The sequence below is a fragment of the Arthrobacter sp. Bi26 genome (genome assembly GCF_918697925.1).
In the GTDB taxonomy this organism is placed as follows: Bacteria; Actinomycetota; Actinomycetes; order Actinomycetales; family Micrococcaceae; genus Arthrobacter.
In genome coordinates, this window is sequence record NZ_CAKKMF010000055.1 from 1 (window position 1) to 24,845 (window position 24,845).

A 24,845-nucleotide genomic window follows, 5' to 3' on the forward strand; every position below is an offset into this window, starting at 1 on the left:
TCCCGGTCACCCCGTCCTCGGTGGTGATCCGCAGGGTCACGAAATTCCGGGAGGGGCTGGTCACGAAGACTTCAGCGGCAATGATTTTCACAACAGGTCCTTTTCTGGTCTAACGGGGGTGTCTTAGCCGGTGAATGGCAGGCGGCCCGGATGGGCGCCCGGGGTGGGCTCAGCGCTGCGTGGTTCCGCCCGGTGTGCTCCCGAGCAGTGCAAGTTCCGCGCGGCCCGGCAGGCCTTCCCAGTCCCCGGCGGTGCTGACGGCAAAGGCTCCCGCCAGGACGCCGCGCTCCAGGCGGCCGGCGACGTCGGTGCCGTCGAGCAGCGCCGAAAGGTAGCCGGCGGTAAAGGCGTCCCCGGCCCCCACGGTATCGATGCTGGTCACGGGGACGGCGGGTGCCTCCCAGCGCCCGTCGGCGGTGTGGACGCCGGCGCCGGCGGCGCCGCGTTTGACCACTACTTCCCGGACCCCGCGGTCCAGCAGTTGGGTGGCCATCGCCGTTTCGACGGCGTCCGCGTCGGCGTCGGCGTCGGCGTCGGCGTCGGCGTCGGCGTCGGCGTCGGCGTCCCATGTTCCAGCTTGGCCTGCCCCGGGAGCAGCAGCGACCAGCCCGAGTTCGTCGTCGGAGGCGATCACGATGCTGGCATACCCGGCGAGCGGCGTGAGCACAGCGCAGGCCTCCTCCCGGGTCCAGAGCTTGCTGCGGTAATTGACATCGAGGGAGACCTCCATGCCGTCGGCGGCAGCGCGCTCGGCCGCGTATTCCACGGCCTTCCGGGCGTCGGGACTGAGGGCGGCAGTGATGCCGGTCAGATGCAGGATCCGGGCACCGTCCGTCAAGGCACGGTCCAGGTCGTCCCGTCCGAGGGTGGACCCGGCGGAACCGGCGCGGTAGTAGAAGGCCCGGGTGACATCGGCTGTGCGTTGTTCGAGGAACATCACGCCGGTGTTCCGCGCGGCGTCAATCCGGTGCCGCAGCCCGATCCCCTCGGCGCGCAGCTGCCGCAGGATGTACTCGCCATGCGGGTCGGCGCCGACCACCCCGGCCCAGGTGACGCTGTGCCCGAGCCGGGCGACCCCGACGGCCACGTTCGATTCGGCCCCGGCCACGTGCATGCCCAGGCTGCCGCCGGCGGACAGCGGGCCGGTGGACCGCAGCGAGACCATGGACTCGCCAAAGGTCAGAAGGTCAACGGCCTGCGGGGAGGGAGCGTTGTGGGCGGCGGCCATCACCGCAGGCTCTCCGCGCGCGGGCGGCCGAATTCGGCGGCCAGGGCCACGAAACCGCGGGCCCGTTCCCGCATCGGGGCGAGGTCGCCGCCGGAGCCGGCGTCGCCGAACAGCGGTCCGCCGAGTCCCACGGCGATGGCGCCGGCTTCCCAGTAGCCCGCGGCCTCGCCCAGCCCGACGCCGCCGACGGCGATGAACGGGATTCCGGGGAAGGGATCGCGGAGCGCCTTGAGGTAGCCCGGTCCGCCGATCGAGGCGGGGAACAGCTTGACCGCGGTGGCGCCCCGGTTCATGGCTTCGTAGGCCTCACTGGGAGTCAGCGCACCGGCCAGCACCGGCAGTCCCAGCCGGGCCGATTCGGCGATCGACTCTGCCAGCGACGGCGTCACCATGAACTGGCCACCCGCCTCGGCGACCCGGTCAACGTCCTGGGCCGTCAGCACTGTTCCGGCGCCGACGAAGCAGTCCGCCGGGGCGGCCGCGCGGACCTCGCGGATCGCCTCGAGCGCCCCCGGTGTGGTGAGCGCAATTTCGACGTATCGGAAGCCCTCCTCCATCGCCGCGAGAGCTGCCTGGGCGGCGGCTGCCCCGTCCGTGCCGCGCACAATTGCCACCAGCCGGGTTTCCCGGATGCCGGCCAGCAGCAGTTCGGGCGTCAGGTTGTTCTCCATGTCAGGCTTCTCCTTAGTCGGGGCGTTCAGGGCAGTGTTACCGTTCCGGTGTTCACCGTTCCGGTGTTTACCGTTCCGGCGTTCACCACTCGGCGAAGGCACCGTCGGGGTGCCGCCAGACGGGACCGCGCCAGGCATGCCCGCGCTTGTCCGCGGCACGGACCACGGCTTCGTCGATTTCGATGCCCAGGCCGGGGCCGGTGAGCCGCTCGATGTGCCCGTCCACGAACTTCAGCGGGGACTTGTCCACCACGTAGTCCAGGACTTCGGCACCCTGGTTGTAGTGGATGCCGATGCTTTGCTCCTGGATCAGGAAGTTGGGTGTCGCGAAACCCACCTGCAGGCAGGCGGCCAGTGCCAGCGGGCCCAGCGGGCAGTGCGGGGCAAGCTGGACTTCGTAGATTTCGGCGAGCGAGGCGATCTTTCGGACCTCGGTGATGCCGCCGGCATGGGAGAGATCCGGCTGGGCCACGGCGATGCCGGCCTGCAGCGCGGGCAGGAATTCCTGCCGGCTGTAGAGCCGCTCGCCGGTGGAGACCGGCGTCGTCGTCGAAGAGGTGAACTCGCGCAGCAGGTGCGTGTTTTCCGGGACCACCGGTTCTTCGAGGAAGAAGGGCCGGTACGGTTCCAGCAGCGGCGCCACCCGGCGGGCGTTGGCCAGGCTGAAGCGGCCGTGGAAGTCCACGGCCACGTCGCGGTGGTCGCCGAGGACCTCGCGGGCCGCGGCCACCCGGCGGACGACGCCGTCGAGCTCGGCCACCGAGGCGATGGGGCTCATCCGGCCGCTGGCGTTCATCTTGACGGCCGTGAGCCCGACCGCCAGCTGCGCGCTGATCTGGTCGGCCACCTCGTTGGGCTCGTCCCCGCCCACCCAGCCGTACATCCGGATCCGGTCCCGGACGTGGCCGCCGAGGAGCTGGTGCACGGGCGTGTTGAAGTGCTTGCCCGCGATGTCCCAAAGGGCCTGGTCCAGGCCGGACACGGCGCTGGCCAGGATGGGCCCGCCGCGGTAGAAGGACCCCTTGGTCATCACCTGCCAGTGGTCCTCGATCCGCAGGGCATCGTTGCCGATGAGCAGCTCCGAGAGCTGGTCGACGGCGGTGCGCACGGTTTCGCTGCGGCCTTCGCAGCTCGCCTCGCCCCACCCGACGATCCCGCTGTCCGTCTCGATCCGGACGAAGAGCCAGCGCGGCGCGACGAGGAACGTTTCAATCCTGCTGATGAGTGTCATGTGCTGCCTAGCCCTTGGTCGCGCCGGCGGTGAGGCCGGAAACGATGTACTTCTGCGTGAAGAGCGCAATGATCATGATCGGGATGGTGACCACGGTGGCGGCCGCCATCAGTCCGCCCCAGTCGATGCTGGCGTAGGAGACGAAGTCGAAGATCGCGACCGGGAGGGTCTTGGTCTTGGAGCCGGAGAGCACCAGGGCGAACATGAAGTTGTTCCACGAGAAGATGAAGGACAGGATGCCGGCGGTGGCGATGCCGGAGACGGAGAGCGGCAAGGTGATGCGGCGGAAGGCGCCGATCGGGGTCAGGCCGTCCACCTGGGCCGATTCCTCCAGTTCCAGCGGCAGGGAATCAAAGTAGCTCATCATGATGTACACGATCAGCGGCAGCGAGACGAACATGTGGCTGAGGATCAGCACCTCGAACCCGCCCACCATTTTCAGGTTGGAGAAGACGTAGTACCAGGGCACCAGCAGCGAGACGCCGGGGATGACGCGGGCCATCAGGACCACGAGCGCCGAGCGGTGCATGGTGAAGCGGCTCATGGCGTAGGCGGCCGGCACGCCCAGGACCAGCGACAGCGCCGTGGAAACGAAGGCCACCCAGAAGCTGTTGAAGATGAAGACGAAGTAGTTGTTCCGCTGCAGCACGTTGGCGTAGTTCTCGCCCGTAGGGGTGAAGAAGAACGACTTGCCGGTGTCGTAGATGTCCACGTTGGTCTTGAACGAGGCCAGAAGCATCCAGAACAGCGGGGCCACCAGGAACAGCACCACGGCCACCAGCGCGGCTACGCGGAACACCTTGTACGCGCGGGTGCCCACGGGCTTCCGCCGGCGCGGCTCCGTCGTGGCCGGCACGGCGGGGGCGGTTTGGGGTTCGGTGTTTTCTTTCAGTACGGTCATTTGCTTACCGCTTTCTTGCGCATGGTCAGCAGCCACATGGAGCCGATGATGATCATGAAGAACAGGATCAGCACCGCGGAGGAGAGACCGTACTGGTTGTAGTCGAAGCTCAGCCCGTAGGCGTAGACGTTGAGCGTTTCCACTTCGTGGAAGGACCCGCCGCCCTTGCCCTTGGTGGCGTAGAGGATGTCGAAGGTCTTCAGGGCGTCGATGCCCCGGAGCAGGATGGCGACGATCACGGTCGGCATCATGAGGGGCAGGGTAATGAAGAAGAAGCGCTGGAAGGCGTTGGCGCCGTCCATCCGGGCCGCCTCGTCAGGCTCCTCGGAGAGGGAGGTCAGCCCTGCCAGCAGGATCAGGACCACCATGGGGGTCCACTGCCACACGTCCATGAAGATGGTGGTGCCGAGCGCCGTGTCCTGGCCGGAGAGCCAGGGCTGGGCGGGGATGCCGACCATGCCGAGCAGCTGGTTGACGAAGCCGATGTTGGGATCGAAGATCAGCCGCCACATCATGCCGACCGCCACGGGGGTGGCGACGAGCGGGAGCAGGATGGCCACGCGGACCCACTTTTCGCCGCGGAACGGGCGCCACAGCAGCAGCGCGATGCACATGCCGAGCACCACCTCGCAGACGAGGGCAACGCCGGTGAAGCTCAGCGTGCGGCCGACGGCGGGCCAGAAGCGCTCGACGTCGGACAGGACCGTGAGGTAGTTCTGGAGGCCGACAAACTCGGAGGCAGCCCGGACCGAGCCCTGCGAATCGGTCAGGCTCAGGTACAGGGTCCAGGCCAGGGGGAAGACGATCAGGACGCCGACGAAGATCATGGCGGGCGCGGCGAAGAGCCACTTGCGGTGCCGGTTGGCCCAGCCCGAGAAGTTCTCGCGTGCACTGGGTGTGCGGGCGGCCTTCCGGGATGGCGCGCTGCGGGGAGGGGTCAATACAGACATGGTTCACCTAAGGAGTTGGGGGTGAAGTGAAGAGCTGGCCGCGGCGGGACGGCAGCGGACTGCCGCCCCGCCGGGCTGGATGGTGCGTCAGGCGGGTAGCGGGTCAGGCGCGTGGCGCGCCGGCCGCACTACTTCTTTTCGCTGTCCAGGAACTTCTGGAAGGCATCGTGCGCCGTGTCGGCTGCGCCGGAAGCGTCAGAGCCGGTGATGGTCGCGACGATCGGGCCGCCCACGATTTCGCGGGCCTTGCCTACGGTGACAACCTCGGGACGGTCGTGCCCGACGCCGTTCTTGGCGCTGGCGGAGATGGCCTCGGCGAGGTCCTTCGGGTAGGTGGAGGTTCCGGCCTGGTCAGCCCAGACCGAGGCGCGCGGTCCGGGGACGCCGGCCTTCTGCGCTTCGAGGGTGCGTTCCTTGCTGGTGGCCCACTGGATGAACTTCCAGGCGTTGTCCTGGTTGCTTGATGCCTGGTTGATGGCAAGGCCCCAGGACGGGATGTTGTACGGCTTCGAACCTGCGGGGCCGGCGGGCAGCGCGGCGAACCCGACAGTGTCGGCGACCTTGGACTTGGCCGGGTCGGTGGCGTTCTTGTAGAGCGAGTCGGCCTCCGTGTAGAAGGCAGCCTTGCCCTGGGTGAAGATTGCCATCGCCTCGGGCCAGCTCATGTCGGTGCTGACATTGGCGGGGCCGTAGTTCTTGATCAGGCCGCCGTAGAACGCATAGGCCTTCTTCGCGGCGTCGGAGTTGACGGCGGATTTGCCGCCGGCGTCGGTGAAGTCGCCGCCGAAGCTGTACAGGAAGCTGGAGAACTGCGTGACGGCGGCGGACTTGCCCGTGCGTGCCACGAAGCCGGCCGTGTCCGGAGAGGAAGCCTTGATGGCCTTGGCCGCGGCTTCGAGCTCGTCCATGGTCTTGGGAACCTCCAGGCCGGCGGCCTTCAGCAGGTCCTTGCGGTAGTAGAGGACTTCGCGCTCGGTGATGATCGGGACGCCGACCACCTTGCCGTCAGCGGTGGTGGCCTTGACCGGGCCCTCCTGGTAGTCCTTCCAGTCCCACGTGGCGTCCGAGGAGACCTTGGACGTCAGGTCCGCGAGGTAGCCGTTCTTCGCGAACGCCTTGCCTTCCTGGAGCGGGCGGTACATCATCACGTCGATCTCGTCGCTGCCGGCGTTGAGCTTGACGTTGTACTGGTCCGAGAGCTGGTCTTCGCCCAGTTGGGTCAGTTCGACCTTGAGTCCGCTGGACTTCTCGAATTCCGGAATGGCCGCCTTGATGCCTTCGGTCCAGACGTGGTTCGCGAGGGTGACCCGCACGGTGCCGGCGGTCTTGGCGTCGGTGCTGCCACTGGCACCGCCGCAGGCAGTCAGCCCCAGGGACAGGACCGCGGCGACAGCCGCGTACTTCGCAATCGAACGTCGCTTCATTACGACTTCCTTTGGTTTTCAGGGCTGGGCGTCTCTGTCCAGCCGGCTGCAAATGCATCTTTACATCTGCTCTGGAAGCGATCTTAGGTAAATAAAGCAGACTTAAACAACCCCTTGCGCCACACCCGTATGATTTATTTATGAAAACTCCAAAGGCGGAGCCAACAGCAGACCTGCATTCGGTGCTGGTCCAGAACCTGGGGCTTGCCATCGCCGAAGGGACGCTGGCGCCGCACTCGATCCTGCGTCTGGACGAGCTTGAGGCCGAGCACAAGGTCTCCCGGTCCGTGGTGCGGGAAGCCACCCGCGTGCTGTCCTCCAAGGGAATGCTGGAGTCGCGGCGGCGGCTGGGGACGGTGGTGCAGCCGGAGGAATCGTGGAACGCGTACGATCCCCAAGTGATCCGCTGGCGGCTCGCATCCTCAAGGCGGCTGGAGCAATTGCAGGCCCTGAACGAGCTCCGCGGGGCAATCGAACCGCAGGCTGCCCGCCTTGCTGCCGAGAGGGCATCCTGGGATGCCGGGAGCGACCTCGTGTCCCTGGCCGCAAAGCTGTGGGCGTCCGGCCAGCGCGGGGACCGGGACGAGTTCCTCCGGCTCGACATCGACTTCCACGCGGCGGTGCTCCGGGCCTCCGGCAACGCCATGTTTTCCCAGCTGCACAACCTGGTCACCGAGGTGCTGACTGGGCGCACCGAGCACGGCCTCATGCCGCAGTTGCCACACCACGAGGCCCTGCAGCTGCATGTGGATGTGGCCAGCGCCATTCAGCGCGGCGAGGCGGACGCGGCGCACGCCGCCATGAGCAGGATCGTGGAGCAGTCCACCGAGGAAATGGGCGACATCTGGTCCAGCTATCACGCCGGCGGCCCCGCCTCCCCAGCCACCTAAAGCGGGGTCACTTCCAGCCCATCCACAACGTTCTTTAGCGGCCGTCCTCGAGCTTCCGGCTGCGCTGCTCCTGGGCCATGGGCCCGTACGGATAGACGCCGACGCGCGGCCGGCTGACCTCGGTCAGCCGCTCCGTCTCGCCCGGGGTGAGCCGGAGATCCGCCGCCGCGAGATTGTCCGCCAACTGCGCGGTGGTGCGGGCGCCCAGGATCACCGAGGTGACCGCCGGCCGGTCCGCCAGCCAGGCCAGCGCCACTTGGGACGCGCTCACGCCATGGCGCCCGGCGGTTTCCTCCACCTCGGCAATCACGTCCCAGGTGCGCTGATCGGCGTTGCGGGCCTCCCAGGCCTCCATCCCACGCTTCGGATTTTCGCCGAGACGGGTGGCCCCGGCGGGCGCCTGATCGCGCTTGTACTTGCCGGAGAGCCACCCGCCACCCAGCGGCGACCAGGGCAGCAGCCCGATCCCTGCGTCCAGCGAGGCCGGCACAACTTCCGACTCGATCTCGCGGACCAGCAAGCTGTACTGCGGCTGCAGCGTCACCGGGGCACTCCAGCCGTGGGCCTTCGCCACATGCACGGCCTTGGTCAGCTGCCAGCCCAGGAAGTTGGAAAAGCCGTAGTAGGCGATCTTGCCGCTGGTGACGGCGTCGTGCAGGAACCGGAGGGTCTCCTCGAGGGGCGTCACCGGATCCCATGCGTGCAGCTGGTAGAGATCGATCTGCTCCACGCCCAGCCGGCGCAGCGAGTCATCCAGTGCCCGGACCAGATGCCGGCGGGAAGTCCCGACGTCGTTGGGGGCCTGGCCCATCGGGAAGCGGCCCTTTGTGGCCACGACCGCCCGGTCCCGGACATCCGGCCGGTCCGCCAGCCACCGGCCGATGATTTCCTCCGACGCCCCGGAGCTGTAGACGTCCGCCGTGTCGATGAAGTTGCCGCCCGCCGCGAAGTAGTCGTCCAGGATGGTGCGGGACTGCTCCTCGGTGGCCTCGGCGCCAAAGGTCATGGTGCCCAGCGCGTAGTTGGAGACGACGGCGCCGCTGTTGCCCAGGGTGCGGTATTGCATGGAACTCCTCGAGTTTGGGGTCAGTCTTCCGTGGGGGTGGTGCGCAGCGAGTGGTACGTCCGCCAGGTGTGCTCGGGCGCGTAGCCCAGCAGCCGCTTGGCCTTGTCGATCGAAAGCATGGTCTCGTGCTCCCCCAGGTCCTTGACCACCTTGACGCCGGGGAACACCTCGGCCGCGAGGCTGGCGCTGGAGCGGCTCATCACGGTGTCCTCGTTGGCGATGATGAACGCCTCGAAACCGGGTTTGCCGTGCTCCAGGGCGCGGGCCACGGCCTGCGCGCCGTCCCGGCCGTCAATGTAGCCCCAGAGATTCCACTTGCGCAGCCCCGCGTCGTGGTCGAAGGAGGGGAACTCCTCATAGTCCTCCGGGTCCATCACGTTGGAGAACCGCAGGCCGGTGATGCTCAGGTCCGGGTCCCAGCGGGTCAGCTGGATGGCCATCTGCTCCTCAAGGTGTTTGACCAGCGAGTACGTGCTTTCCGGCCGGGCAGGGTAGTCCTCGTCCACCGGGATGTAGGGAGGGTCGACGTCGAACGGCAGCCCCAGCACGGTCTCACTGGACGCGTAGACGATTTTCTTGATCCCGGCCCGGCGGGCGGCCTGGAACACGTTGTAGGTGGACTGCATGTTGTTCTCGAATGTGGCGGCATCAGGGGCATGGCCCGGTGCAGGAATCGCGGCCAGATGCACCACCGCGTCGAAGCCGGCGTGGCGGTCCTCCAGGCCAAGGAACACATCCACCACCTGGCCGTAGTTGCGCAGGTCCACCTCCGTGAACCCGCGGCTGCGCGCGCCCGTCCGGTCCAGGTTGGTCACCTCGTGCCCGTCATCGCTCAGCCGCCGAACGACGCTTCGGCCCAGCTTTCCGCTTCCTCCGGTAACAGCAACTCTCATCAGGAACTCCTCGGGTGGCAGGCTCGGCTGACCGTCATGGTCAGGCTCATGGTCCGGCATCCGGTCCGGTGCCGACAGTCACCGTTCCACCCTAAGGTGAGCCGGGCGCGGTGCCCAGCCCCGCTCCGTCCCCGCGTGACTTTCGACCCTAGGCAGGCCCGGGAGCACAGGGAAGGCTGGGGACCATGAACGGTGATCAGCGCATTGTCGTGGGCGTGGACGGTTCCGAATTTTCGACGACGGCGCTCCGCCTCGCCGGGCGCATGTCCACGAGTCTCAACGTCCCGATTGAGGTCATTACGTGCCTGGGGACGTCCGATTTCTTCCTTGCATCCCACCTGCCGGAGGACAGGACGCCCACCCTTGAGCAGCTGGAGGAGACCGCCAAAGATCTCGTGGACCAAGCCTTGGAGCGTGCCTTCGGCGACTCGCGTCCGGAAGGCCTCACCCGCTCGGTCAAGTTCGGGGCTCCGGCCAAGGTCCTTATCGAGGAAAGCCAGAACGCCCAGTTGCTCGTGGTGGGCAGGCGCGGGAAGGGCGGCTTCCTCCATCAGGTCATGGGCTCGGTGAGCGGGGCCTGTGCGGCCCATGCCCATTGTCCGGTGATGGTGGTCGGCCAGGGAGCGGACGACCGTCCGGACCACCGGACCAGCGGATGAGGTCCCTCGCGTGAGCGGCCCGCACGTTCCCGGCCGGATGCGCGGACCGCTCGCGGCGCTCGCGGCGGCCGGGGCCGGCGCCGCTTACGTCTTGGCTGTCCGGCCGCGGCTCCTGCTCTGGGGATCCACCACCCAGGAGGCCGCCGGGCCGCTCGCCGGGGACGAGATCGTGCCCGCCCCGCGCATGCAAAGCACCCGTGCGGTCACTATTGCGGCCCCGGTCACAGACGTCTGGCCCTGGCTTGTCCAGTTGGGCGCCGGGCGTGGCGGTTTTTACTCCTACGACTGGCTCGAAAAAACCACGGGTCTGGGCATCCGGAGTGCAGACAGGATTGTCCCGGAACTGCAGCGCCTGGAGGTCGGCGACATCGTCCGGTTGTCCCCCGACGGCGGCCTGCCGGTCAGGCGTCTCGAGTCCGGGGCTGTGCTGGCGCTGGGCGGATCCATCGACTTGCGCACGGGCAAGATGTCGCCCGCCGGCGTCCGTCCTACCGGGCGCCGGCTCGACATCGGCTGGACGTTCGTGTTGCGGCCTGCGGGCCCCCAGGCCACCAGGCTCCTGTCCCGCACCCGGTACGACTATTCGCCCCTGGCCGAGGGGCTGGCCCTGCGCGCGTTGCTGGAACCGGTGCAGTTCCTGATGGAGCGGCGGATGCTCCTGGGCATCCGTGACAGAGCTGAAGGCCGCAAGGCGCACGGCGCCTGACGGTTCAGACGCCCGTGGCCCGCGCGCTGGCACCGTCCGGCGGCAGCATGTAGTCGACAAACCAGTCCCGTGCAAGGATGGCCGCGGCCGCGAGCGTGCCAGGTTCTTCAAACAAGTGCGTCGCGCCCTGCACGACAGCGAGCTGGCTGGGGCAGCGCATCATCGCCTTCGCCCGGCGGTTGAGCTCCAGGACCTCGTGGTCCAAGCTGCCCACAATCAGGAGCGTGGGCGCTGTCACGGCAGACAGCCGCGGGCCGGCGAGATCGGGGCGGCCCCCGCGGGAGACGACAGCCGCGATTCGCGCCGACGGCTCCGACGCCGCCCACAACGCGGCCCCGGCGCCCGTGCTCGCCCCGAAGTAGCCCACGGCGCAGGAGGCCGTGTCTGCCCGGGTGGAAAGCCAGTCCGTTGCTGAGGACAGCCTGCGGGCCAGGAGTTCGATGTCAAAGACGTTGGCGCGGCTGCGCTCCTCCGCGGTGGTCAGCAGGTCCAGCAGCAGCGTACCGAGTCCAGCCTGCTGCAGCAGACCGGCCACATAGCGGTTCCGGGGGCTGTGGCGGCTGCTGCCGCTGCCATGGGCGAACAGCACCACGGCCCGGGCCGGGACCGGAAGATGGAGCTGTGCCTGGATCCGCACCGCCCGGGACGGGATCTCTACTTCCTCGTCGACGTCGGCGGCCCTGTCGGCGCGGGCCGCCGCCGAGGCCCAGAAGGGCGGCGGCGAGGTCTCGACGCGTTTGGCCGCAAGGTCGAGCAGGCGCAGCACCTCGTCGTCGTCCGTCGGGGAGAAGTCCCGGTAGTGGTAACCGACGGCGGTGAACTGGCGCGGCGTCGCCAGGCAGACCACTTCGTCCGGTTCTGTCAGGTTGGCGAGGGTCTCCGCGGGGGCAACCGGAACCGCCAGGATCACGCGTGCCGCGCCCTGTTTCCGGGCGACCCGGCAGGCCACCCGGGCAGTGGAGCCGGTGGCGATCCCGTCGTCGACGATCACCGCGATGCGTCCGGTCAGGTCGTGCCGGGTCCGGCCCTTCCGGAACAGGACGAGCCGGTTTTCCAAGGCGGCGCGCTCGTGCTCCTCAACGGCCTGCAGTTCGTCACTGCTGACCCGTGAATGGGCCAGGACCTGCTCGTCCAGGACCTTGGCACCGCCTTCACCGATCGCCCCCATGGCGAGCTCGGGCTGGTAGGGAAGCCCGAGTTTCCGCACCACAATCACGTCCAGGGGAGCGTCCAGGGCGGCGGCGACTTCGAAGGCTACAGGCACGCCGCCGCGCGGCAGGCCCAGGACCACAATGTCCTGGCCACGCAGTTCCGCCAGACGACGGCCGAGCTGCCTGCCGGCGTCGACCCTGTCTTCAAAAATGCTCATGGGATATGGCTTTCAAGTCGAAACGTGGGCCATCGGCCATCAGTCGTGTGCTGCTGAAACTGGTGCGCTCCTGCGGGTTCCCCAAACCCGAAATGGAGCCGGTGGCCGCTGCCTCCAACTATCCGCCCGCGGCCGAAGCCCTGTGAGGGCCTTTATGCCCGATTTTGGGCCTGCGTGCCGGACCTGCCGCGGCTGACGGGCAGCGGTTCGGATGTATATACTCTCTCGGTACGGTTTTGCAGCGAGCCGTTGGATTGTTCTTCGATCCGGCCGCTGCCGTATCCGCCATTTGCCGCGGTGGGAGCGCCGCCGGGTCGTCTTGACCTGAGTGAAACGGCACAACAGACAAGTGGTCAGCGAGTCAACCGCAAATTCAATAAACCAGCAGCTGCAGGAACTGGTGCTCCGCAGCTCCGACGTCGAGGACTTCCTCTGCGAGCTCGCTCGGGTGTCCGCGCGCAGCCTGTCCGAGCCCGGGGACGAGATCCTGTGCGGCATCACGCTCCTGCGGCAAAGGAAGGCGGCCACCGTCGCCAGCAGCAGCCCCGCCGCGCAGGCCATGGACGAAATCCAGTACACCTTCGGGGACGGCCCCTGCATGACGGCCTCCCGGGAACAGGAAACCGTCCACGTTGAGGACCTTGATCTCGATGGTCGCTGGCCGCAGTACGCCGCGACGGTGCGCGGACATGGCTTCCGGTCCATTCTGGCGCTGCCGTTCCTGCTCGAAGGCGAAACCCAGGCCGCCTTGAACCTGTATTCGCACCGTCCGGGCCGGTTCGATGACCGTGCCACGGAACTGGCCCGTGACTTCGTCCACCAGACATCCATGGCCCTGCGGCTCGCGGTCCGGTTCGCGCACAGCAGCGAGACGGCCGCCGACCTCAAGGCCAGCCTGGAAACGCGGACCGCTATCGACGTTGCCGTCGGCATCATCATGGCGCAGAACCGTTGCAGCCAGGATGAAGCGTTCGAGCTCCTGAAGTCGGCGTCCAGCGCCCGGAACATCAAGCTCCACGTCGTCGCGGCCGGGGTGGTCGAGGCACTAGGCCAGGGTCCCACCCGGACCCACTTCGAGGTCTAGCCCGGACCGGGACCAGCCTGTGCGGTCAGGCCCGTTTCCCGGCCAGGAGCTGGTGCAGCCGGCGCAGGGAGCGGTGTGGCGCGCCGATTCCATTGATGAGCACGACGGCGGGAGCGGACCCGCCGGCCGTTTCGCGCGAGGCGAAGACGTGGCCGGCGTGGCCCGCCGCCGGCGGCTCAGGTGTCCGGCTTGTCCCGCTTGTCCCGCTCCTCGAACTCCTCGTCGAGGTCATAGTGCCGGAATTCCGTCTCCGGATTCGGCTCCCCCTCCACCACGTACTCGTAGTCCAGCTGGCGCTCGACTTGGCTGTCGAGGACCTGAAGATCCTTGTCCGCGACCTTGCTGAGGTCTTCCGGGAATTCATCTTCCGGGCTGAGGTGCAGCTTCTCGGTCATTGCATGCCTCTCTGGGCCAGGGAATGGACTCGTGCCCGCACTGTCCTGGCTGCATTCAGGATAGTCCCAACGAGCCAGGGGCGCGCCGGTGTCAGCCCTTCCTAGGCGGGCTCGGAACCGACGTTCACCAGCCAGTCCACGCCGAACCTGTCCTTGCACATCCCGAAGATATCGCCCCAGGGTGCCTTTTCGAGCGGCATCGCGATGGCGCCGCCCTCGGCCAGCTTGTCGAAGTAGCCACGGAGCTCGGCTTCGTCGGAGCCGCTAAGGGACACGGAAATGTTGGTGCCGGGGGTGTAGTCCATGCTGTTGGGCGTGTCGGCTCCCATGAGCACCATGCCGCCGTCCGTCCGGAGCTGGGCATGCATGATCTTTTCCTGCTCTGCCGGGTCCTCGCTGGCGTGGTACTCGGCGAACGTACTCATGGTCAGTTCCCCGCCGAATACCGACTGGTAGAAGGTCATGGCGTCCTTCGCGCTGTCGCGGAAGCCGAGGTAGGGATTGAGCGTAGTCATGTCCGAAACTCCTTGCTGCTTGGGGGCGCCGGCCGGTGCGGCAACGACGACGGTGCACGTTACAGGGCATATCCTGCCGCAAAACCGGCAGCATGGGTAGGTGCCCGGCAGGGGAACAAGGCGAGAGGATGCGGCGGCGTTTGCGCACCGCCGTCGGCCGCTGTGACGAGCGGATAGTGGCTATGGTGCCTGGCCGGCGTGTTCGCCTTCGGCGATTTCCTCAAGGAGCTTGGCGTTGAAGGCCGTGAGGTCACGCGGGCTGCGGCTGGTCACCAGGCCCTGGTCCACCACGACTTGCTCGTCGGTCCAGTTCGCGCCGGCGTTCTTGAGGTCCGTCTGGAGCGTGTGATACGAGGTCACGTTCCGGCCGCTGACCACGCCTGCGTCGATGAGCAGCCACGGGCCGTGGCAGATGGAGGCGACGGGCTTGTGCTGTTCGAAGAAGGACCGGGTGAACGCCTGGGCGTCCTTGTCGACGCGGAGGTGATCGGCGTTGACTACGCCGCCGGGGATGACGAGGGCGTGGAAATCGGCGGCGTCGGCCCGCGCCACGGCGAGGTCGACGGCGAAGGTCTGGCCCTTTTCGGTGCCGTTGTAGCCTTGCAGCTTTCCGCTCTTCGGCGAGACCAGGGTTGGCACGCCGCCGGCTTCCTTCACGGCATCCCACGGGCTGGTCAGTTCCACCTGCTCCACACCATCTGTGAGCAGGAACGCGACCTTCTTGCCCGAAATATTGTGCTCTGACATGTGTCCTCCTCGTTCCGGGGCGCGGTCCGGGCAACAATCGGCAGTGCCCGGCGCCAGCGCAGAGTCTCACTTGGCTTGCAGTTCAACTCTAGGAACCCGCCAAGTCATAAGCAAGCTGATGATGCGCTGCGGGGACCCGCCGGCACCGGGCGTGAAGCTGAGAGAATGGGCCAATGGAAGTTGCTCTCGGGCTGCTGGCCCTCGTCGCCATTGTCTGCGCCTGCAGCGCGCTGGGGCACAAGATCAACGTCTCCGCCCCGCTCTTACTGGTGCTGGCCGGTGTTGTGTGTTCCTTCCTCCCGTTTGTCCCGACCATCGAACTGAACCCCGAACTGGTTATGGTCGGGCTGTTGCCGCCGCTGCTCTACGCAGCCGCGCTGCAGACCTCGCTGTTCGATTTCGGTTCCAACCGCCGCTCCATCGGCCTGCTGTCGGTGGGCTACGTCATCTTCGGTACCATCGGCATCGGGCTGGTGGTCGCCTGGCTGTTTCCCGAGATCCCGCTGGCGGCTGCCATTGCCCTGGGTGCCGTCGTCGCACCGCCGGACGCCGTGGCCGCGACCGCCATTGCGCGAAAGGTGGGCATGCCCCGCAGGATTGTCACCATCTTGGAGGGCGAATCGCTGGTCAACGACGCCACGGCGCTTATCTGCCTGCGCGCCGCCATCGCTGCCATCGCCGGAACCGTTTCCGCGGCGGAGGTCGCCGGCGGTTTCCTCCTAGCGGCCGGCGGGGGCCTGGTGGTGGGTGTAGCCGCCGCCTTCGTGCTCACGGCACTCCGCAAGCGGATCCGCAACGTGGCCATCAACACTTCCACGTCGCTGATCGCCCCGCTCGTGGCCTACCTCCCGGCGGAAGCGATCCACGCCTCCGGCGTGCTGGCCGTCGTCGTCACCGGGCTGATCATGGGGACCAAGGCGCCGTCCATGCCGAACGGGGCCGCCCGGCTGAGCCAGCGCAGCAATTGGCACACTGTCCAGTTCCTGCTGGAAAATTCTGTCTTCCTCCTGATCGGGCTGCAGGTCCGGACCATCATCGAGGGCGTTCGGGATGACTCGCTGGGGCCCGAACGGATCTGGCTCGGCTGTGCCGTGGTGCTGCTGGCTGTGCTGATCCTGCGCCCGGTCTGGGTCTTCCCGGCAACCTACCTGCCACGGCTCATCCCCGCGGTCCGGCGCAAGGATCCCGCGCCGCCCTGGCAATATGCGGCGATCGTCTCCTGGGCCGGCATGCGCGGCGTGGTGACGCTGGCCGCCGTCCTGGTCCTGCCGGCAGGTCTGGAACACCGGTCCGTCCTGATCCTAATGGCCCTCGTGGTGGTGGCCGGCACGCTGACCCTGCAGGGCTTCACGCTCCCGGCCCTCGTCCGGTGGCTGCATGTCAAGGGTCCGGACCCGCGCGAGGACGCGCTCAACGAGGCGTCGCTGATGCAGATGGCGACGGCGGCGGGCGTGCAGCGGCTCCGGGAACTGCGCTCGGACGCCGACCCGCCGGAAGTCGTGGCGATGCTGAAGCGGCGTACCCAGGAGCGCGGGCTGGCCGCATGGGAGCGGCTGGGACGGCCGTCCGCGGAAGCCGCCACCCCCAGCCAGCGCTACGCCCAACTCCGGCTGGCCATGCTGGACGCCGAGCGCGCCAAGGTGCTCGAGCTGCGGCGCGACGGCGGATACGCGCACGAGGTCCTGGTCAACGTCCTGGACCGCCTCGATGTCGAAGAGTCCATGCTGGACGCCGCACTGGAAGAACCGGACACGGACGGCGGCCGCGGAGGCGAGGGGATCGCCCGGCCCCTAGGAGTGTGCCCCCACCTGGAGTCCGCCCCGGATCCGGCGGTCCCGCCAGGACCCTTGTGCGCCGCGTGCATACGCGAAGGAACGACGACCGTACACCTGCGGATGTGCCTGGAGTGCGGCAACGTGGCCTGCTGCGATTCCTCGCCGGGAACCCATGCCTACAAACACTTCCAGCTCAGCGGCCACCCCGTCATGCGCAGCGTCGAGCCGGGCGAGGACTGGCGCTGGTGCTACCCGGACGAACTCCTTGGCTAGGGCCAGGGCTCCGGACGCCGGCGCCGTGCCGCGTGCTGTAAGTCCGCGCCGAGCCCTGTTCACGGCTCCATCGCCTCCGTAGGCTGGAAGGGACCTGCTGGAAAGGGACCCTGCGAAGAGAAGGGGACCCGCCGCGGTCGGACGAAGAGAGGACACCGTGGACAACCAAGACATCCTGGAGCGCATCAAGGCCCTGGTGGAGGAAGAACACGGCCTCCGCGAAGGCTCGCAAGCCGCCGGGACCGGAGCGCCGGACATCCTCAGGCTGCAGCAAGTGGAAGAACAGCTCGATCAGTGCTGGGACCTGCTCCGCCAGCGGCGCGCCAAAAAGGACTACGGCGAGAACCCCGACGAGGCGGAGGTGCGGCCGGTCAGCGAGGTCGAGGGCTACCAGAGCTAGCCCTCGACCATGACCTGACGGGCCGGCTGGCCATGCAAATTGCGTTGCTGGGAGACGTCATGCTGGGCCGTCTGGTGAACCGGCACCTGGCAACGGCCAGGCCTGCCTATCCGTGGGGCGACACGCTGGAGCTCCTGAGGCAGGCGGACGTTCGCATTGCCAACCTGGAGTGCGTCCTGGCGTCCGGCGGCGGCCCCGAGCCTGGCAAGATCTTCCACTTCCGCTCGGACCCGAAGAACGTGGCCAGTCTCCTCGCCGCCGGGATCGACGTCGTCTCGCTCGCCAACAACCACGTCCTGGATTTCGGCCCGGACGCGTTCCGGGAAATGCTGCCGGTCCTCGACAGCCGCGGAATCCTGCATGCCGGCGCCGGCCCGGACCTGGACGCCGCCCGCCGCCCGGCGGTGCGGCGCGTAGGCGCTGTCGCCGTCGGATTCATTGCCTTCACGGACAACCAGCCCGACTGGGAGGCCGGCACCGCTACCCCCGGGGTCTACTACGTTCCGGTGGAGGATGCCGCCGTCGGCGGCGGCGCCCGGCGCGGCGGGGCACGATTGGACGGGCTTTTGGACCTGGTCAGGCGGACCAAGGCCCGCGTCCAGTTCCTCATCGTGTCGGCCCATTGGGGCGGCAACTGGGGCTACGACGTCCCGCCCCGGCACCAGGACCTCGCCCGGGACCTCATCGAGGCCGGAGCCGACCTCGTCTTCGGCCACTCGCCCCATATTTTCCGCGGCGTCGGGATCCACCGGAACCGTCCCATTATTTACAGCGCCGGCGACTTCGTTGACGACTATGCTGTGGACCCCGCCGAGCGCAATGACCAGTCATTCGTGTTCATGCTTGACACCGACGGCGGTGCACCGCGCACGCTTCGGCTCTATCCCACGGTCATCGCCGGATTCCAGGCCCGGCTGGCCCGGGGATCGGCGCCCGATATCGCCGCCCGGATGCAGCGGCTGAGCGGCCACCTGGGCACGCTGGGCAGCTGGAACCCGTCCGGCCGCTGCCTGGAGATTCCGCTGGACCAGAACTGAACCGGCGTAGTGGGCCAGCCGACGGACTGTTTGTCAGGCTGGTTGCTTGTCAGGCTGGTTGTTTGTCGGTCCGGCTGCTTGCCGGGCCGGCGGAGACCTCCCGGTTGACGGCGGGCATGATCTCCGTGGCCAGCATTCAATCGACCGGGCCGTCTCGGCAAACGGTAGGCCGCCCAGGCCGATCTGGGCCAGGTATCGCGTGTTCCCCAGCGTCTGGTGGATCTCCAGGAGCTTCTCGGTGATCTGTTGCGGGCTCCCGACCAGCAACCCGCCGCCCGGTTCGGTCCAGGAATCGAAGGTGGAACGGGGGAAGTGGTCTACGGGGCGTGGCATGTTTTGTTCGAAGTAGGCCCGGTAGTGGGGGTAAAACGTGTCGCGCGCCTGCTGGGACGTCGGCGCCGCGTAGAAGTGGCCGCCGGCCCCCACCGGCAGAGCGCCGGCGTCGTGACCGGCCTCGGCAGCGCTTTCGCGGTAGAGCTCAACTAGGCGGCGGAAACGGGCCGGCCCTGACAGCAGGGCGATAAACAGAGGAAGCCCCAGCCTGCCCGCCCGGGAAAAGCTCGCCGGCGTGCCGCCGACGCCCACCCAGACCGGCAGCTTCGCCTGCACCGGGCGCGGGGCGATGTCCATGCCCGGGATGCTCTGAGTCAGTCTTCCCGACCACTGCACTGTGGCGTTGTCCCGGGCGTTGTCCCGCAGTTCCAGCAGCAGGCGCAGCTTCTCATCGAACAGGGCGTCGTAGTCCTCGAGCTTGTGGCCGAACAGCGGATAGGACTCCACGAACGCGCCGCGGCCTGCAATGATCTCGGCCCGGCCGTCGGAGATCAGGTCCAGCGTGGCGAACTGCTCAAAGAGCCGCACGGGGTCCTGGGTGGAGAGCACCGTCACGGCCGTGCCCAGCCGGATATTGGATGTTTCCCGGGCGATCGCGGCCAGGACGATTTCCGGGGCCGAGAGGGCGAAGTCGCGCCGATGATGCTCCCCCAACCCCAGGAACCCGAGGCCCGCCTGATCTGCCAGCTTGGCGAGATCGATGATCTCTTTCAGCCGCTGCTGCGGGGACAGCGCCATGCCGGTGCTGCTGTTGCGGGAGAGCTCACCAAAAGTGAAGATACCAAAGTCCATATTTATTGAACATTCAATCATTTGAATTCATTCCTGGCCCCAGCCGGCGGCCGTGGCGGACCTCCCGGCGAGGCAAAACGGCACCTGAGACCCGCCGCGCCGGTGCCTCACGGCCGGGGGCGCAGGAATAATCGATGGCCCGCGCCGTTCCGCTCCGTCGGCGCCGACGTCCCGCACCAAACCGGCGGGGGCATGAGGCCCCGTTTACATTCCTGAAACATGCCGGTCACGCGAACTTCACGCCCTCGCGATTCCCGTAACGTGCCCGCAACTTTTCGCCCCACTGCCGGAAACATGGCTCCGCGACGATTGAATCCGGACCGGGGGGCCGGCGGCGACGTGTCCCGGTACGGAAGACTGACGAGAAGGGACCCCGGTGGAACTCACTGCTGGAAGTGTCTGGATGATTGTTTCGGCGGCGCTCGTTCTGCTGATGACCCCCGCACTGGGCCTCTTTTACGGCGGCATGACCAGGGCCAAGGCCTCGCTCAACATGATGATGATGAGCTTCGTCTCGATCGGGATAGTCGGCGTGGTGTGGGTCCTCTGGGGCTACTCGATGAGCACCGGGCAGGGTGTCCTCGGGGTGTTCGGCAACCCGTTCGCCAGCTTCGGCCTGAGCGGCCTCATCGGTTCGCCCGACTTGATCAAGGCCGGCTACAGCGCCACGTTTGCCATCCTCACCGTGGCCCTCATCAGCGGCGCCATCGCCGACCGCGCGAAATTCACCTCCTGGGCCCTGTTCGTTCCCATCTGGATCACCCTCGTGTACTGCCCCTTGGCCTTCATGGTCTGGGGCGGCGGCCTCATGAGTGCCGGCGGTGCCGTGAGCGCCGTCTTCGGCCAGGTCATCGACTTCGCCGGCGGCACCGTGGTGGAAATCGCGTCCGGAACCGCGGCCCTGGTTTTGGTCCTGATCCTGGGCAACCGGCATGGCTTCGGCAAGGACCCAGGCCACCGCCCCCACAACATTCCCTTCATCATGCTCGGCGCAGGCATCCTGTGGTTCGGCTGGTTCGGCTTCAACGCCGGCGCCGCCACCACCGTGGAGCAGGCCGGCTTGATCTGGGTGAACACCCTGGCCGCCCCCGCCGCGGCCATGATCAGCTGGCTGGTCGTCGAGAAGGTCCGCCACGGCCACCCCACCTCCCTGGGCGCCGCGTCCGGCGCCGTTGCCGGCCTGGTGGCGATCACGCCGTCGTGCGCCAACATCAGCCCCCTCGCCGCGCTGGGCCTGGGCTTCGTGGCCGGAGCGGCCTGTGCGGTGTTCGTGGACCTGAAGTTCAAGTTCGGCTTCGATGACTCGCTCGACGTCGTCGGCGTCCACCTCGGCGGCGGCCTGATCGGCACGCTCGCCCTGGGTTTCATTGCCCTCCCGGTGGACGGTGCAGGCGGCGGGCTGTTCTACGGCGGCGGGCTGCACCAGCTCATCGCGCAGACCGTGGCCGTCCTCATCACAGTGGCGGTGTCCGGCCTCGGGACGGCCGTGATCGGACTCGCCATCCACAAGACGCTCGGGTTCCGGGTCAGCCGCGAGGACGAGCTCGCCGGAGTCGACCGGTCCGAGCACGCCGAGACCGCGTACGCGTTTGCCGAACTCGGTTTCAGCCGGTTCAACCCGTTCGGCCACCACGTCCGCGCGGCGCACGCCGTCCACGCCGCGACGGCCGCCCACGCCGCCGACAGGGCGCCGGAGAACGTGCCCGCGCCGGCAAAGGAAGGCAGCCTCGTCTGAGGCAGCGGACCAACGGCGGCACAAGATTTCCCAAAGGTCCCGTGTGTAAGACCCGGCCGGAGGCTTAAGATATGGGCGGGGGGCACTCGAATTAGCGAACTCGCTTAATGGGAGGCCACGATGTTCAGCCAAGCCAGCCGCAAGGCGTCAGACCCGCAGCTAACATCGGTGGCGCGGGCCCCGCGCAGACACCGGGGCAGCGCCCTTCCCAGACCGGACCGACTCCGGTACCGGCGCGCACTGGCCTCGCTGACAGTCATTGCGCTGGTCTCCTGCTTCGGTCTGGCGGCGGCTGCCCCATCCTCCGCGGCTGAAACGGCGCAAAACTACATTGTGGTGCTCAAGGACGGCGTCGTGGACGCCGGAGCCACGGCTACGGCCCAGCAAAGAGCCTACGGATTCACGGCGTCGAAGGTCTATCGCAACGCTGTGAACGGCTATTCCGCCGTCCTGACCGCGTCCCAGGTGCAACGCCTCAAGGCCGACCCCAATGTCGACTTCGTCACTGTCGGCCGAACATTCCAGCAACCGCGGGATCTTGGGACCGCGGCCACCCAGGAGACACCGTTTTGGCGGAAGCGGATCGCCGGAACTAGCTCCGACGTCCGGAAGGCCCTCGACAAAGGTCCTTCGCGGATCAATGTCAACGTCGCAGTGATCGACAGCGGCATCGATGCGACCCACCCGGACCTGAACGTCAAGGGCGGCGTTGACTGCCAGTCCGGCTCCCCCGTGGACGTGAATCCTGTTGTTGATGTTTTGGGGCACGGGACATTTGTTGCGGGCGTCATCGGCGCCCGGAACAACCGCCTGGGCGTCATCGGGACCGCTCCGGGCACCCCGCTGTGGTCCGTCCGGGTGGTTGACGACGCCGGCCTGATCTCCGAGCAGAGCCTGATCTGCGCGATCGACTGGGTGACCTCGACGCAGAAGGACGATGACCCGGACAACGACATCGCCGTGGCCAACATCAGCATCGCCGGCGGCGCCCCGGACACACCCAACTGCGGCAAGGGCACGGACGCGATGCACTACGCCATCTGCCGTTCTGTCCGGGCCGGCGTCACGTACGCCGTCGCGGCCGGCAACGCCGGTGAGGACTTCGCCAACACCGTTCCGGCCACCTACGACCAGGTCCTGACCGCCACCGCCATGGGCGACTTCGACGGAAAGGCCGGTGGCGACGCCGCCCCGAACTGCGGTCCCGACGACTTTGGGAAGTACGGGCAAAAGGATGACCAGTCGGCATTCTTCTCCAACTTCGCCACCACAAGCAAGGACAAGGCCCACACAGTCTCCGGCCCCGGAGTGTGCATGCTCTCCACCTGGCCCGGCGGCTACAGCATAAGCAACGGCACCAGCTTCGCCAGCCCGGCCGTGGCCGGGTCCGTGGCCCTGTGCATCAGCCAGAAGGCCTGCACGGGTTCAGCCGAGCACGTCATGGAGCAGTACCTGGACCTGACGAAGTCATACTCGAAGCGGCACCACGACTATGGCTTCGACGGCGATCCCATCCACCCGGTCGGGTCGCGGTACTACGGCTATCTGACGCAGACGACGAGCTTCTGACGGAACGGGCTTGAGGCCGCTGGCCGCGGGTCTGGCAGGTCTCAGGCGCGGGTCTCGGCCGCCGGTTCGAGGTTTCAGCGGCGGGTCTCAGCCGCGGGTTTCAGCGGCGGGTTTCAGCCTAGGAGCCGGCGCTGATAGGCGAAGGCCACCAGCTGAAGCCGCGTCCCGAGCCCCAGCTTGCCCAGCACGCTCCTGAGGTGTGTCTTGACGGTCGCCTCGGAAACGAACAGGCTTCCGGCTATCTCACCGTTGGCCAGCCCCTTGGCCGCGAGCAGGAAGACGTCCCGTTCCCGGGCCGAGAGCACTTCCAGCACGGACAGGTCCGGGCCCCCGGCCGGCACGGTCCGGGCCGCATGCTGGAACAGATCCTGGACTGATCCCGGCGCAATCACGGAGTAGCCCGAGTACACGGTCCGGATCGCGGCGAGCAGGAACTCGGGTTCCGCGCTCTTGAGCAGGTAGCCGCTGGCCCCGGCGTGCACGGCGTCGACCACCGCCTGGTCCCGGTTGAAGGTGGTCAAGGCGATGATCTTCGGCGCTCCGGTGCCCGCGGCTTCCGCCTGCTGCACGATCCGCCGCGTGGCGCCGATGCCGTCCAGGACCGGCATGCGCAGGTCCATGAGCATCACATCGGGGCACCGTTCGACGGCGAATGCCGCCGCCTGCGCGCCGTCGCCGGCTTCCCAGGACATCGCCATGTCCGGCTGGCTTTCCACCAGCATCCGGATTCCCGCACGGAACAGCGCCTGGTCATCGACGATCGCCACAGTGATGGCCGCCCCGGCATCAGCCACGGTCGCCGGCCTCCCCAAGCGACACGTCCGGGCGTGCTGCAGGACTTCCCGCGGGAACCAGGACTGGCTCCGCGCCGGTGACGGCGCCAGCGTCGGCAATCATCCTGCCATCAATCATGGTGCCGTAGGGGATAAAGACGGTCACCCGGTACTGCTCGCCGTCGGGGCCGGCCGTCATCCAGCCCCCTGCGAGGTGGGCGCGTTCCCGCATCCCCGCGAGGCCGCGGCCCACCCGCGTTTCAGCGGCGCGGTCCGGGTTGTCCGCCGCGGCCGGGATCCCCGATGCCACATGCAGCGTCAGCCCGGGGCCGCTCCAGTCCAGGTGCAGCCGCACTGCGGTCCCCCGGCCGCCGTGCTTCAGGGCGTTGGTCAGGCATTCCTGGATGATCCGGAAGACCGCGAGCTGCTGCCCGGCGGAGAGCCCCGCGGGTGCACCGGACTCGCTCTGTTCGATTGCGAGGCTGTCCTGCATGCGCGCGACCAGCGGCCCGACGTCGCTGAGCTGGGGCTGGGGCGTGACCACGCCGTCGTCGTGCACTCCCTCGATGACGCGCTGCGCGTCCACCAGAGCGCTCCGGGCCGACGTCGCGATGTTTTCCAGGGCGTTCAACACGGCCCTCGGCTGGTCCTTGCTCAGGTAGCGGGTGCCATCCGCCTGTGCCGCGATCACGGCGAGGGAATGGGCCAGGACATCGTGCAGGTCCCGGCCGATCCGCGTCCGCTCCTGCTCCACGATCAGTTCCACCTCGGCTTCGCGGAGGCTGGTCTGGGCCATGGTCCGGGCCCGGAAGAGGCTGCCGCGCTCCTCGAAGAGGGCCAGCGCCAGCCCGACGGCGGCGCATGCGGCCGCGATCAGCAGCAGCAGCGAAAAGAGCTGCCAGCCGAAGGCCCGAAACGTCCACCGGTCGCCCATGTACAGCGGCGGAAACCAACCCACGCCGGCGCTGTAACGCCACGACAGCATCAGGAATGTCATGGCGCCGGCGAACACCACAGTGGCGCCGGCCGCGATGAAGCGTGTCCTGCGCCCGGCCGTCCACTGGATGAAAGCCAGTGCCACAAACGACCCGAGGTAGATGGCCCAGTGGTTGGCGTGCATCGCGGGAATGGCGTTCCCGAGCTGGCCCGCGAGCAGCCCTGCCGTGAATCCGAGCGACACATAGGGCTTCCAGGCGGCGAGGGCGATGGCCGCCGTCATGAGGATCAGCGGCCACGTCCCCTCCCATGTGTGGAGGCCTGGCCCCATTCTGCCGGCCTCGGCCACGCACCACAGCGTGAAAAAGAGAACGGCCGCCGCGGGGGCGCCCCAATGCCGCATGACTTTCAGTAGTGCTTCCATGCCTGTCACCCTATCCACGGGTGTGGGCACCAGACGGTCAAATCCGGCCGCGCTCAGCCTTTGAGCCAG

General features: G+C 67.8%; 24 protein-coding genes. 9 read left to right on the plus strand and 15 right to left on the minus strand.

Going from position 1 to position 24,845, the window contains the following annotated elements; all coding sequences use genetic code 11:
* Window positions 1-169: 169 nt before the first annotated feature.
* The 6 genes from LQV16_RS14840 to LQV16_RS14865 form a co-directional block, all read right to left on the minus strand.
* Window positions 170-1,228 carry a sugar kinase gene (locus LQV16_RS14840; RefSeq protein ID WP_229994672.1) on the minus strand — a complete coding sequence of 353 codons (1,059 nt, stop codon included), beginning with the start codon at window positions 1,226-1,228 and terminating at the stop codon, window positions 170-172.
* Window positions 1,228-1,899, minus strand: coding sequence for a bifunctional 4-hydroxy-2-oxoglutarate aldolase/2-dehydro-3-deoxy-phosphogluconate aldolase (locus LQV16_RS14845; protein WP_229994673.1), 672 nt, complete (start codon window positions 1,897-1,899; stop codon window positions 1,228-1,230). Before LQV16_RS14845 ends, LQV16_RS14840 begins: the two co-directional genes overlap by 1 nt.
* Before the next feature lie 82 nt (window positions 1,900-1,981).
* The gene (dgoD, locus tag LQV16_RS14850; RefSeq protein WP_090583896.1) at window positions 1,982-3,130 is read right to left on the minus strand and encodes a galactonate dehydratase; all 1,149 of its coding nucleotides are present in this window, start codon (window positions 3,128-3,130) and stop codon (window positions 1,982-1,984) included.
* Between the two features lie 7 nt (window positions 3,131-3,137).
* Window positions 3,138-4,031, minus strand: a complete 894-nt coding sequence (locus LQV16_RS14855) for a carbohydrate ABC transporter permease (protein WP_229994674.1) — start codon at window positions 4,029-4,031, stop codon at window positions 3,138-3,140.
* Window positions 4,028-4,981, minus strand: a complete 954-nt coding sequence (locus LQV16_RS14860; RefSeq protein WP_229994675.1) for a sugar ABC transporter permease — start codon at window positions 4,979-4,981, stop codon at window positions 4,028-4,030. The genes LQV16_RS14855 and LQV16_RS14860 overlap by 4 nt, the downstream gene beginning before the upstream one ends.
* A gap of 128 nt (window positions 4,982-5,109) precedes the next feature.
* Window positions 5,110-6,405 (minus strand): sugar ABC transporter substrate-binding protein, encoded by a 1,296-nt coding sequence (locus LQV16_RS14865; protein WP_229994676.1) that lies wholly within the window; start codon window positions 6,403-6,405, stop codon window positions 5,110-5,112.
* Window positions 6,406-6,545: 140 nt separating this feature from the next.
* Here LQV16_RS14865 and LQV16_RS14870 point away from each other — a divergent pair, with 140 nt between their 5' ends.
* The gene (locus LQV16_RS14870; RefSeq protein WP_229994677.1) at window positions 6,546-7,295 is read left to right on the plus strand and encodes an FCD domain-containing protein; all 750 of its coding nucleotides are present in this window, start codon (window positions 6,546-6,548) and stop codon (window positions 7,293-7,295) included.
* Between the two features lie 34 nt (window positions 7,296-7,329).
* Here LQV16_RS14870 and LQV16_RS14875 read toward each other — a convergent pair whose 3' ends face one another.
* Window positions 7,330-8,361, minus strand: a complete 1,032-nt coding sequence (locus LQV16_RS14875; protein WP_229994678.1) for an aldo/keto reductase — start codon at window positions 8,359-8,361, stop codon at window positions 7,330-7,332.
* A gap of 20 nt (window positions 8,362-8,381) precedes the next feature.
* The gene (locus LQV16_RS14880; protein ID WP_229994679.1) at window positions 8,382-9,254 is read right to left on the minus strand and encodes an NAD(P)-dependent oxidoreductase; all 873 of its coding nucleotides are present in this window, start codon (window positions 9,252-9,254) and stop codon (window positions 8,382-8,384) included.
* Between the two features lie 185 nt (window positions 9,255-9,439).
* Between LQV16_RS14880 and LQV16_RS14885 the strand changes: the two genes are divergently transcribed.
* Window positions 9,440-9,913, plus strand: coding sequence for a universal stress protein (locus LQV16_RS14885; protein ID WP_229994680.1), 474 nt, complete (start codon window positions 9,440-9,442; stop codon window positions 9,911-9,913).
* A 10-nt stretch (window positions 9,914-9,923) separates the two neighbouring features.
* Window positions 9,924-10,619: an SRPBCC family protein gene (locus LQV16_RS14890; RefSeq protein WP_229994681.1), complete on the plus strand. Its 696-nt coding sequence runs from the start codon at window positions 9,924-9,926 to the stop codon at window positions 10,617-10,619.
* Between the two features lie 4 nt (window positions 10,620-10,623).
* Here the strand turns inward: LQV16_RS14890 and LQV16_RS14895 are convergent, their stop codons facing one another.
* Complete coding sequence (locus LQV16_RS14895) at window positions 10,624-11,988, minus strand: phosphoribosyltransferase (RefSeq protein ID WP_229994682.1); 1,365 nt, start codon at window positions 11,986-11,988, stop codon at window positions 10,624-10,626.
* Between the two features lie 349 nt (window positions 11,989-12,337).
* On the opposite strand from LQV16_RS14895, the gene LQV16_RS14900 reads away from it, so the two are divergent.
* Window positions 12,338-13,072 (plus strand): GAF and ANTAR domain-containing protein, encoded by a 735-nt coding sequence (locus LQV16_RS14900; protein WP_229994683.1) that lies wholly within the window; start codon window positions 12,338-12,340, stop codon window positions 13,070-13,072.
* Between the two features lie 176 nt (window positions 13,073-13,248).
* Here the strand turns inward: LQV16_RS14900 and LQV16_RS14905 are convergent, their stop codons facing one another.
* The 3 genes from LQV16_RS14905 to LQV16_RS14915 all read right to left on the minus strand — a co-directional run bounded on the left by LQV16_RS14905 (window position 13,249) and on the right by LQV16_RS14915 (window position 14,729).
* On the minus strand, window positions 13,249-13,467 hold the full coding sequence (locus tag LQV16_RS14905; RefSeq protein WP_229994684.1) for a hypothetical protein: 219 nt from the start codon (window positions 13,465-13,467) through the stop codon (window positions 13,249-13,251).
* Between the two features lie 101 nt (window positions 13,468-13,568).
* On the minus strand, window positions 13,569-13,982 hold the full coding sequence (locus LQV16_RS14910) for a VOC family protein (RefSeq protein WP_229994685.1): 414 nt from the start codon (window positions 13,980-13,982) through the stop codon (window positions 13,569-13,571).
* A 180-nt stretch (window positions 13,983-14,162) separates the two neighbouring features.
* Window positions 14,163-14,729 carry a type 1 glutamine amidotransferase domain-containing protein gene (locus LQV16_RS14915; RefSeq protein WP_229994686.1) on the minus strand — a complete coding sequence of 189 codons (567 nt, stop codon included), beginning with the start codon at window positions 14,727-14,729 and terminating at the stop codon, window positions 14,163-14,165.
* Between the two features lie 173 nt (window positions 14,730-14,902).
* Between LQV16_RS14915 and LQV16_RS14920 the strand changes: the two genes are divergently transcribed.
* The 3 genes from LQV16_RS14920 to LQV16_RS14930 all read left to right on the plus strand — a co-directional run bounded on the left by LQV16_RS14920 (window position 14,903) and on the right by LQV16_RS14930 (window position 18,214).
* Window positions 14,903-16,777 (plus strand): Na+/H+ antiporter, encoded by a 1,875-nt coding sequence (locus tag LQV16_RS14920; RefSeq protein WP_229994687.1) that lies wholly within the window; start codon window positions 14,903-14,905, stop codon window positions 16,775-16,777.
* A gap of 157 nt (window positions 16,778-16,934) precedes the next feature.
* Window positions 16,935-17,177, plus strand: coding sequence for a DUF2630 family protein (locus LQV16_RS14925; RefSeq protein ID WP_229994688.1), 243 nt, complete (start codon window positions 16,935-16,937; stop codon window positions 17,175-17,177).
* 32 nt (window positions 17,178-17,209) lie between these two features.
* Window positions 17,210-18,214, plus strand: a complete 1,005-nt coding sequence (locus tag LQV16_RS14930) for a CapA family protein (RefSeq protein ID WP_290369383.1) — start codon at window positions 17,210-17,212, stop codon at window positions 18,212-18,214.
* A gap of 33 nt (window positions 18,215-18,247) precedes the next feature.
* Here the strand turns inward: LQV16_RS14930 and LQV16_RS14935 are convergent, their stop codons facing one another.
* Window positions 18,248-19,360: an LLM class flavin-dependent oxidoreductase gene (locus LQV16_RS14935; protein ID WP_229994690.1), complete on the minus strand. Its 1,113-nt coding sequence runs from the start codon at window positions 19,358-19,360 to the stop codon at window positions 18,248-18,250.
* A 355-nt stretch (window positions 19,361-19,715) separates the two neighbouring features.
* Here LQV16_RS14935 and LQV16_RS14940 point away from each other — a divergent pair, with 355 nt between their 5' ends.
* Complete coding sequence (locus LQV16_RS14940) at window positions 19,716-21,074, plus strand: ammonium transporter (protein WP_229994691.1); 1,359 nt, start codon at window positions 19,716-19,718, stop codon at window positions 21,072-21,074.
* A gap of 120 nt (window positions 21,075-21,194) precedes the next feature.
* On the plus strand, window positions 21,195-22,643 hold the full coding sequence (locus LQV16_RS14945; protein ID WP_229994692.1) for a S8 family serine peptidase: 1,449 nt from the start codon (window positions 21,195-21,197) through the stop codon (window positions 22,641-22,643).
* Window positions 22,644-22,756: 113 nt separating this feature from the next.
* Here LQV16_RS14945 and LQV16_RS14950 read toward each other — a convergent pair whose 3' ends face one another.
* Together LQV16_RS14950 and LQV16_RS14955 are read right to left on the minus strand one after the other, a co-directional pair.
* A complete protein-coding gene (locus LQV16_RS14950; protein WP_229994693.1) occupies window positions 22,757-23,437 on the minus strand; it encodes a response regulator transcription factor in 681 nt (226 codons plus the stop codon).
* Window positions 23,430-24,776 (minus strand): histidine kinase, encoded by a 1,347-nt coding sequence (locus tag LQV16_RS14955; protein WP_229994694.1) that lies wholly within the window; start codon window positions 24,774-24,776, stop codon window positions 23,430-23,432. The genes LQV16_RS14950 and LQV16_RS14955 overlap by 8 nt, the downstream gene beginning before the upstream one ends.
* Window positions 24,777-24,845 lie beyond the last annotated feature (69 nt).

Excerpts from the sequence above, each read along its gene's own strand:
- LQV16_RS14840 (WP_229994672.1), bottom strand. The coding sequence starts at position 1,228 with ATGGCCGCCGCCCACAACGCTCCCTCCCCGCAGGCCGTTGACCTTCTG.
- LQV16_RS14860 (WP_229994675.1), bottom strand. The coding sequence starts at position 4,981 with ATGTCTGTATTGACCCCTCCCCGCAGCGCGCCATCCCGGAAGGCCGCC.
- LQV16_RS14870 (WP_229994677.1), top strand. The coding sequence starts at position 6,546 with ATGAAAACTCCAAAGGCGGAGCCAACAGCAGACCTGCATTCGGTGCTG.
- LQV16_RS14855 (WP_229994674.1), bottom strand. The coding sequence starts at position 4,031 with ATGACCGTACTGAAAGAAAACACCGAACCCCAAACCGCCCCCGCCGTG.
- LQV16_RS14845 (WP_229994673.1), bottom strand. The coding sequence starts at position 1,899 with ATGGAGAACAACCTGACGCCCGAACTGCTGCTGGCCGGCATCCGGGAA.
- LQV16_RS14920 (WP_229994687.1), top strand. The coding sequence starts at position 14,903 with ATGGAAGTTGCTCTCGGGCTGCTGGCCCTCGTCGCCATTGTCTGCGCC.
- LQV16_RS14905 (WP_229994684.1), bottom strand. The coding sequence starts at position 13,467 with ATGACCGAGAAGCTGCACCTCAGCCCGGAAGATGAATTCCCGGAAGAC.
- LQV16_RS14865 (WP_229994676.1), bottom strand. The coding sequence starts at position 6,405 with ATGAAGCGACGTTCGATTGCGAAGTACGCGGCTGTCGCCGCGGTCCTG.
- LQV16_RS14885 (WP_229994680.1), top strand. The coding sequence starts at position 9,440 with ATGAACGGTGATCAGCGCATTGTCGTGGGCGTGGACGGTTCCGAATTT.
- LQV16_RS14915 (WP_229994686.1), bottom strand. The coding sequence starts at position 14,729 with ATGTCAGAGCACAATATTTCGGGCAAGAAGGTCGCGTTCCTGCTCACA.
- LQV16_RS14880 (WP_229994679.1), bottom strand. The coding sequence starts at position 9,254 with ATGAGAGTTGCTGTTACCGGAGGAAGCGGAAAGCTGGGCCGAAGCGTC.
- LQV16_RS14955 (WP_229994694.1), bottom strand. The coding sequence starts at position 24,776 with ATGGAAGCACTACTGAAAGTCATGCGGCATTGGGGCGCCCCCGCGGCG.
- LQV16_RS14875 (WP_229994678.1), bottom strand. The coding sequence starts at position 8,361 with ATGCAATACCGCACCCTGGGCAACAGCGGCGCCGTCGTCTCCAACTAC.
- LQV16_RS14895 (WP_229994682.1), bottom strand. The coding sequence starts at position 11,988 with ATGAGCATTTTTGAAGACAGGGTCGACGCCGGCAGGCAGCTCGGCCGT.
- LQV16_RS14930 (WP_290369383.1), top strand. The coding sequence starts at position 17,210 with ATGCAAATTGCGTTGCTGGGAGACGTCATGCTGGGCCGTCTGGTGAAC.
- LQV16_RS14945 (WP_229994692.1), top strand. The coding sequence starts at position 21,195 with ATGTTCAGCCAAGCCAGCCGCAAGGCGTCAGACCCGCAGCTAACATCG.
- LQV16_RS14910 (WP_229994685.1), bottom strand. The coding sequence starts at position 13,982 with ATGACTACGCTCAATCCCTACCTCGGCTTCCGCGACAGCGCGAAGGAC.
- dgoD (WP_090583896.1), bottom strand. The coding sequence starts at position 3,130 with ATGACACTCATCAGCAGGATTGAAACGTTCCTCGTCGCGCCGCGCTGG.
- LQV16_RS14935 (WP_229994690.1), bottom strand. The coding sequence starts at position 19,360 with ATGATTGAATGTTCAATAAATATGGACTTTGGTATCTTCACTTTTGGT.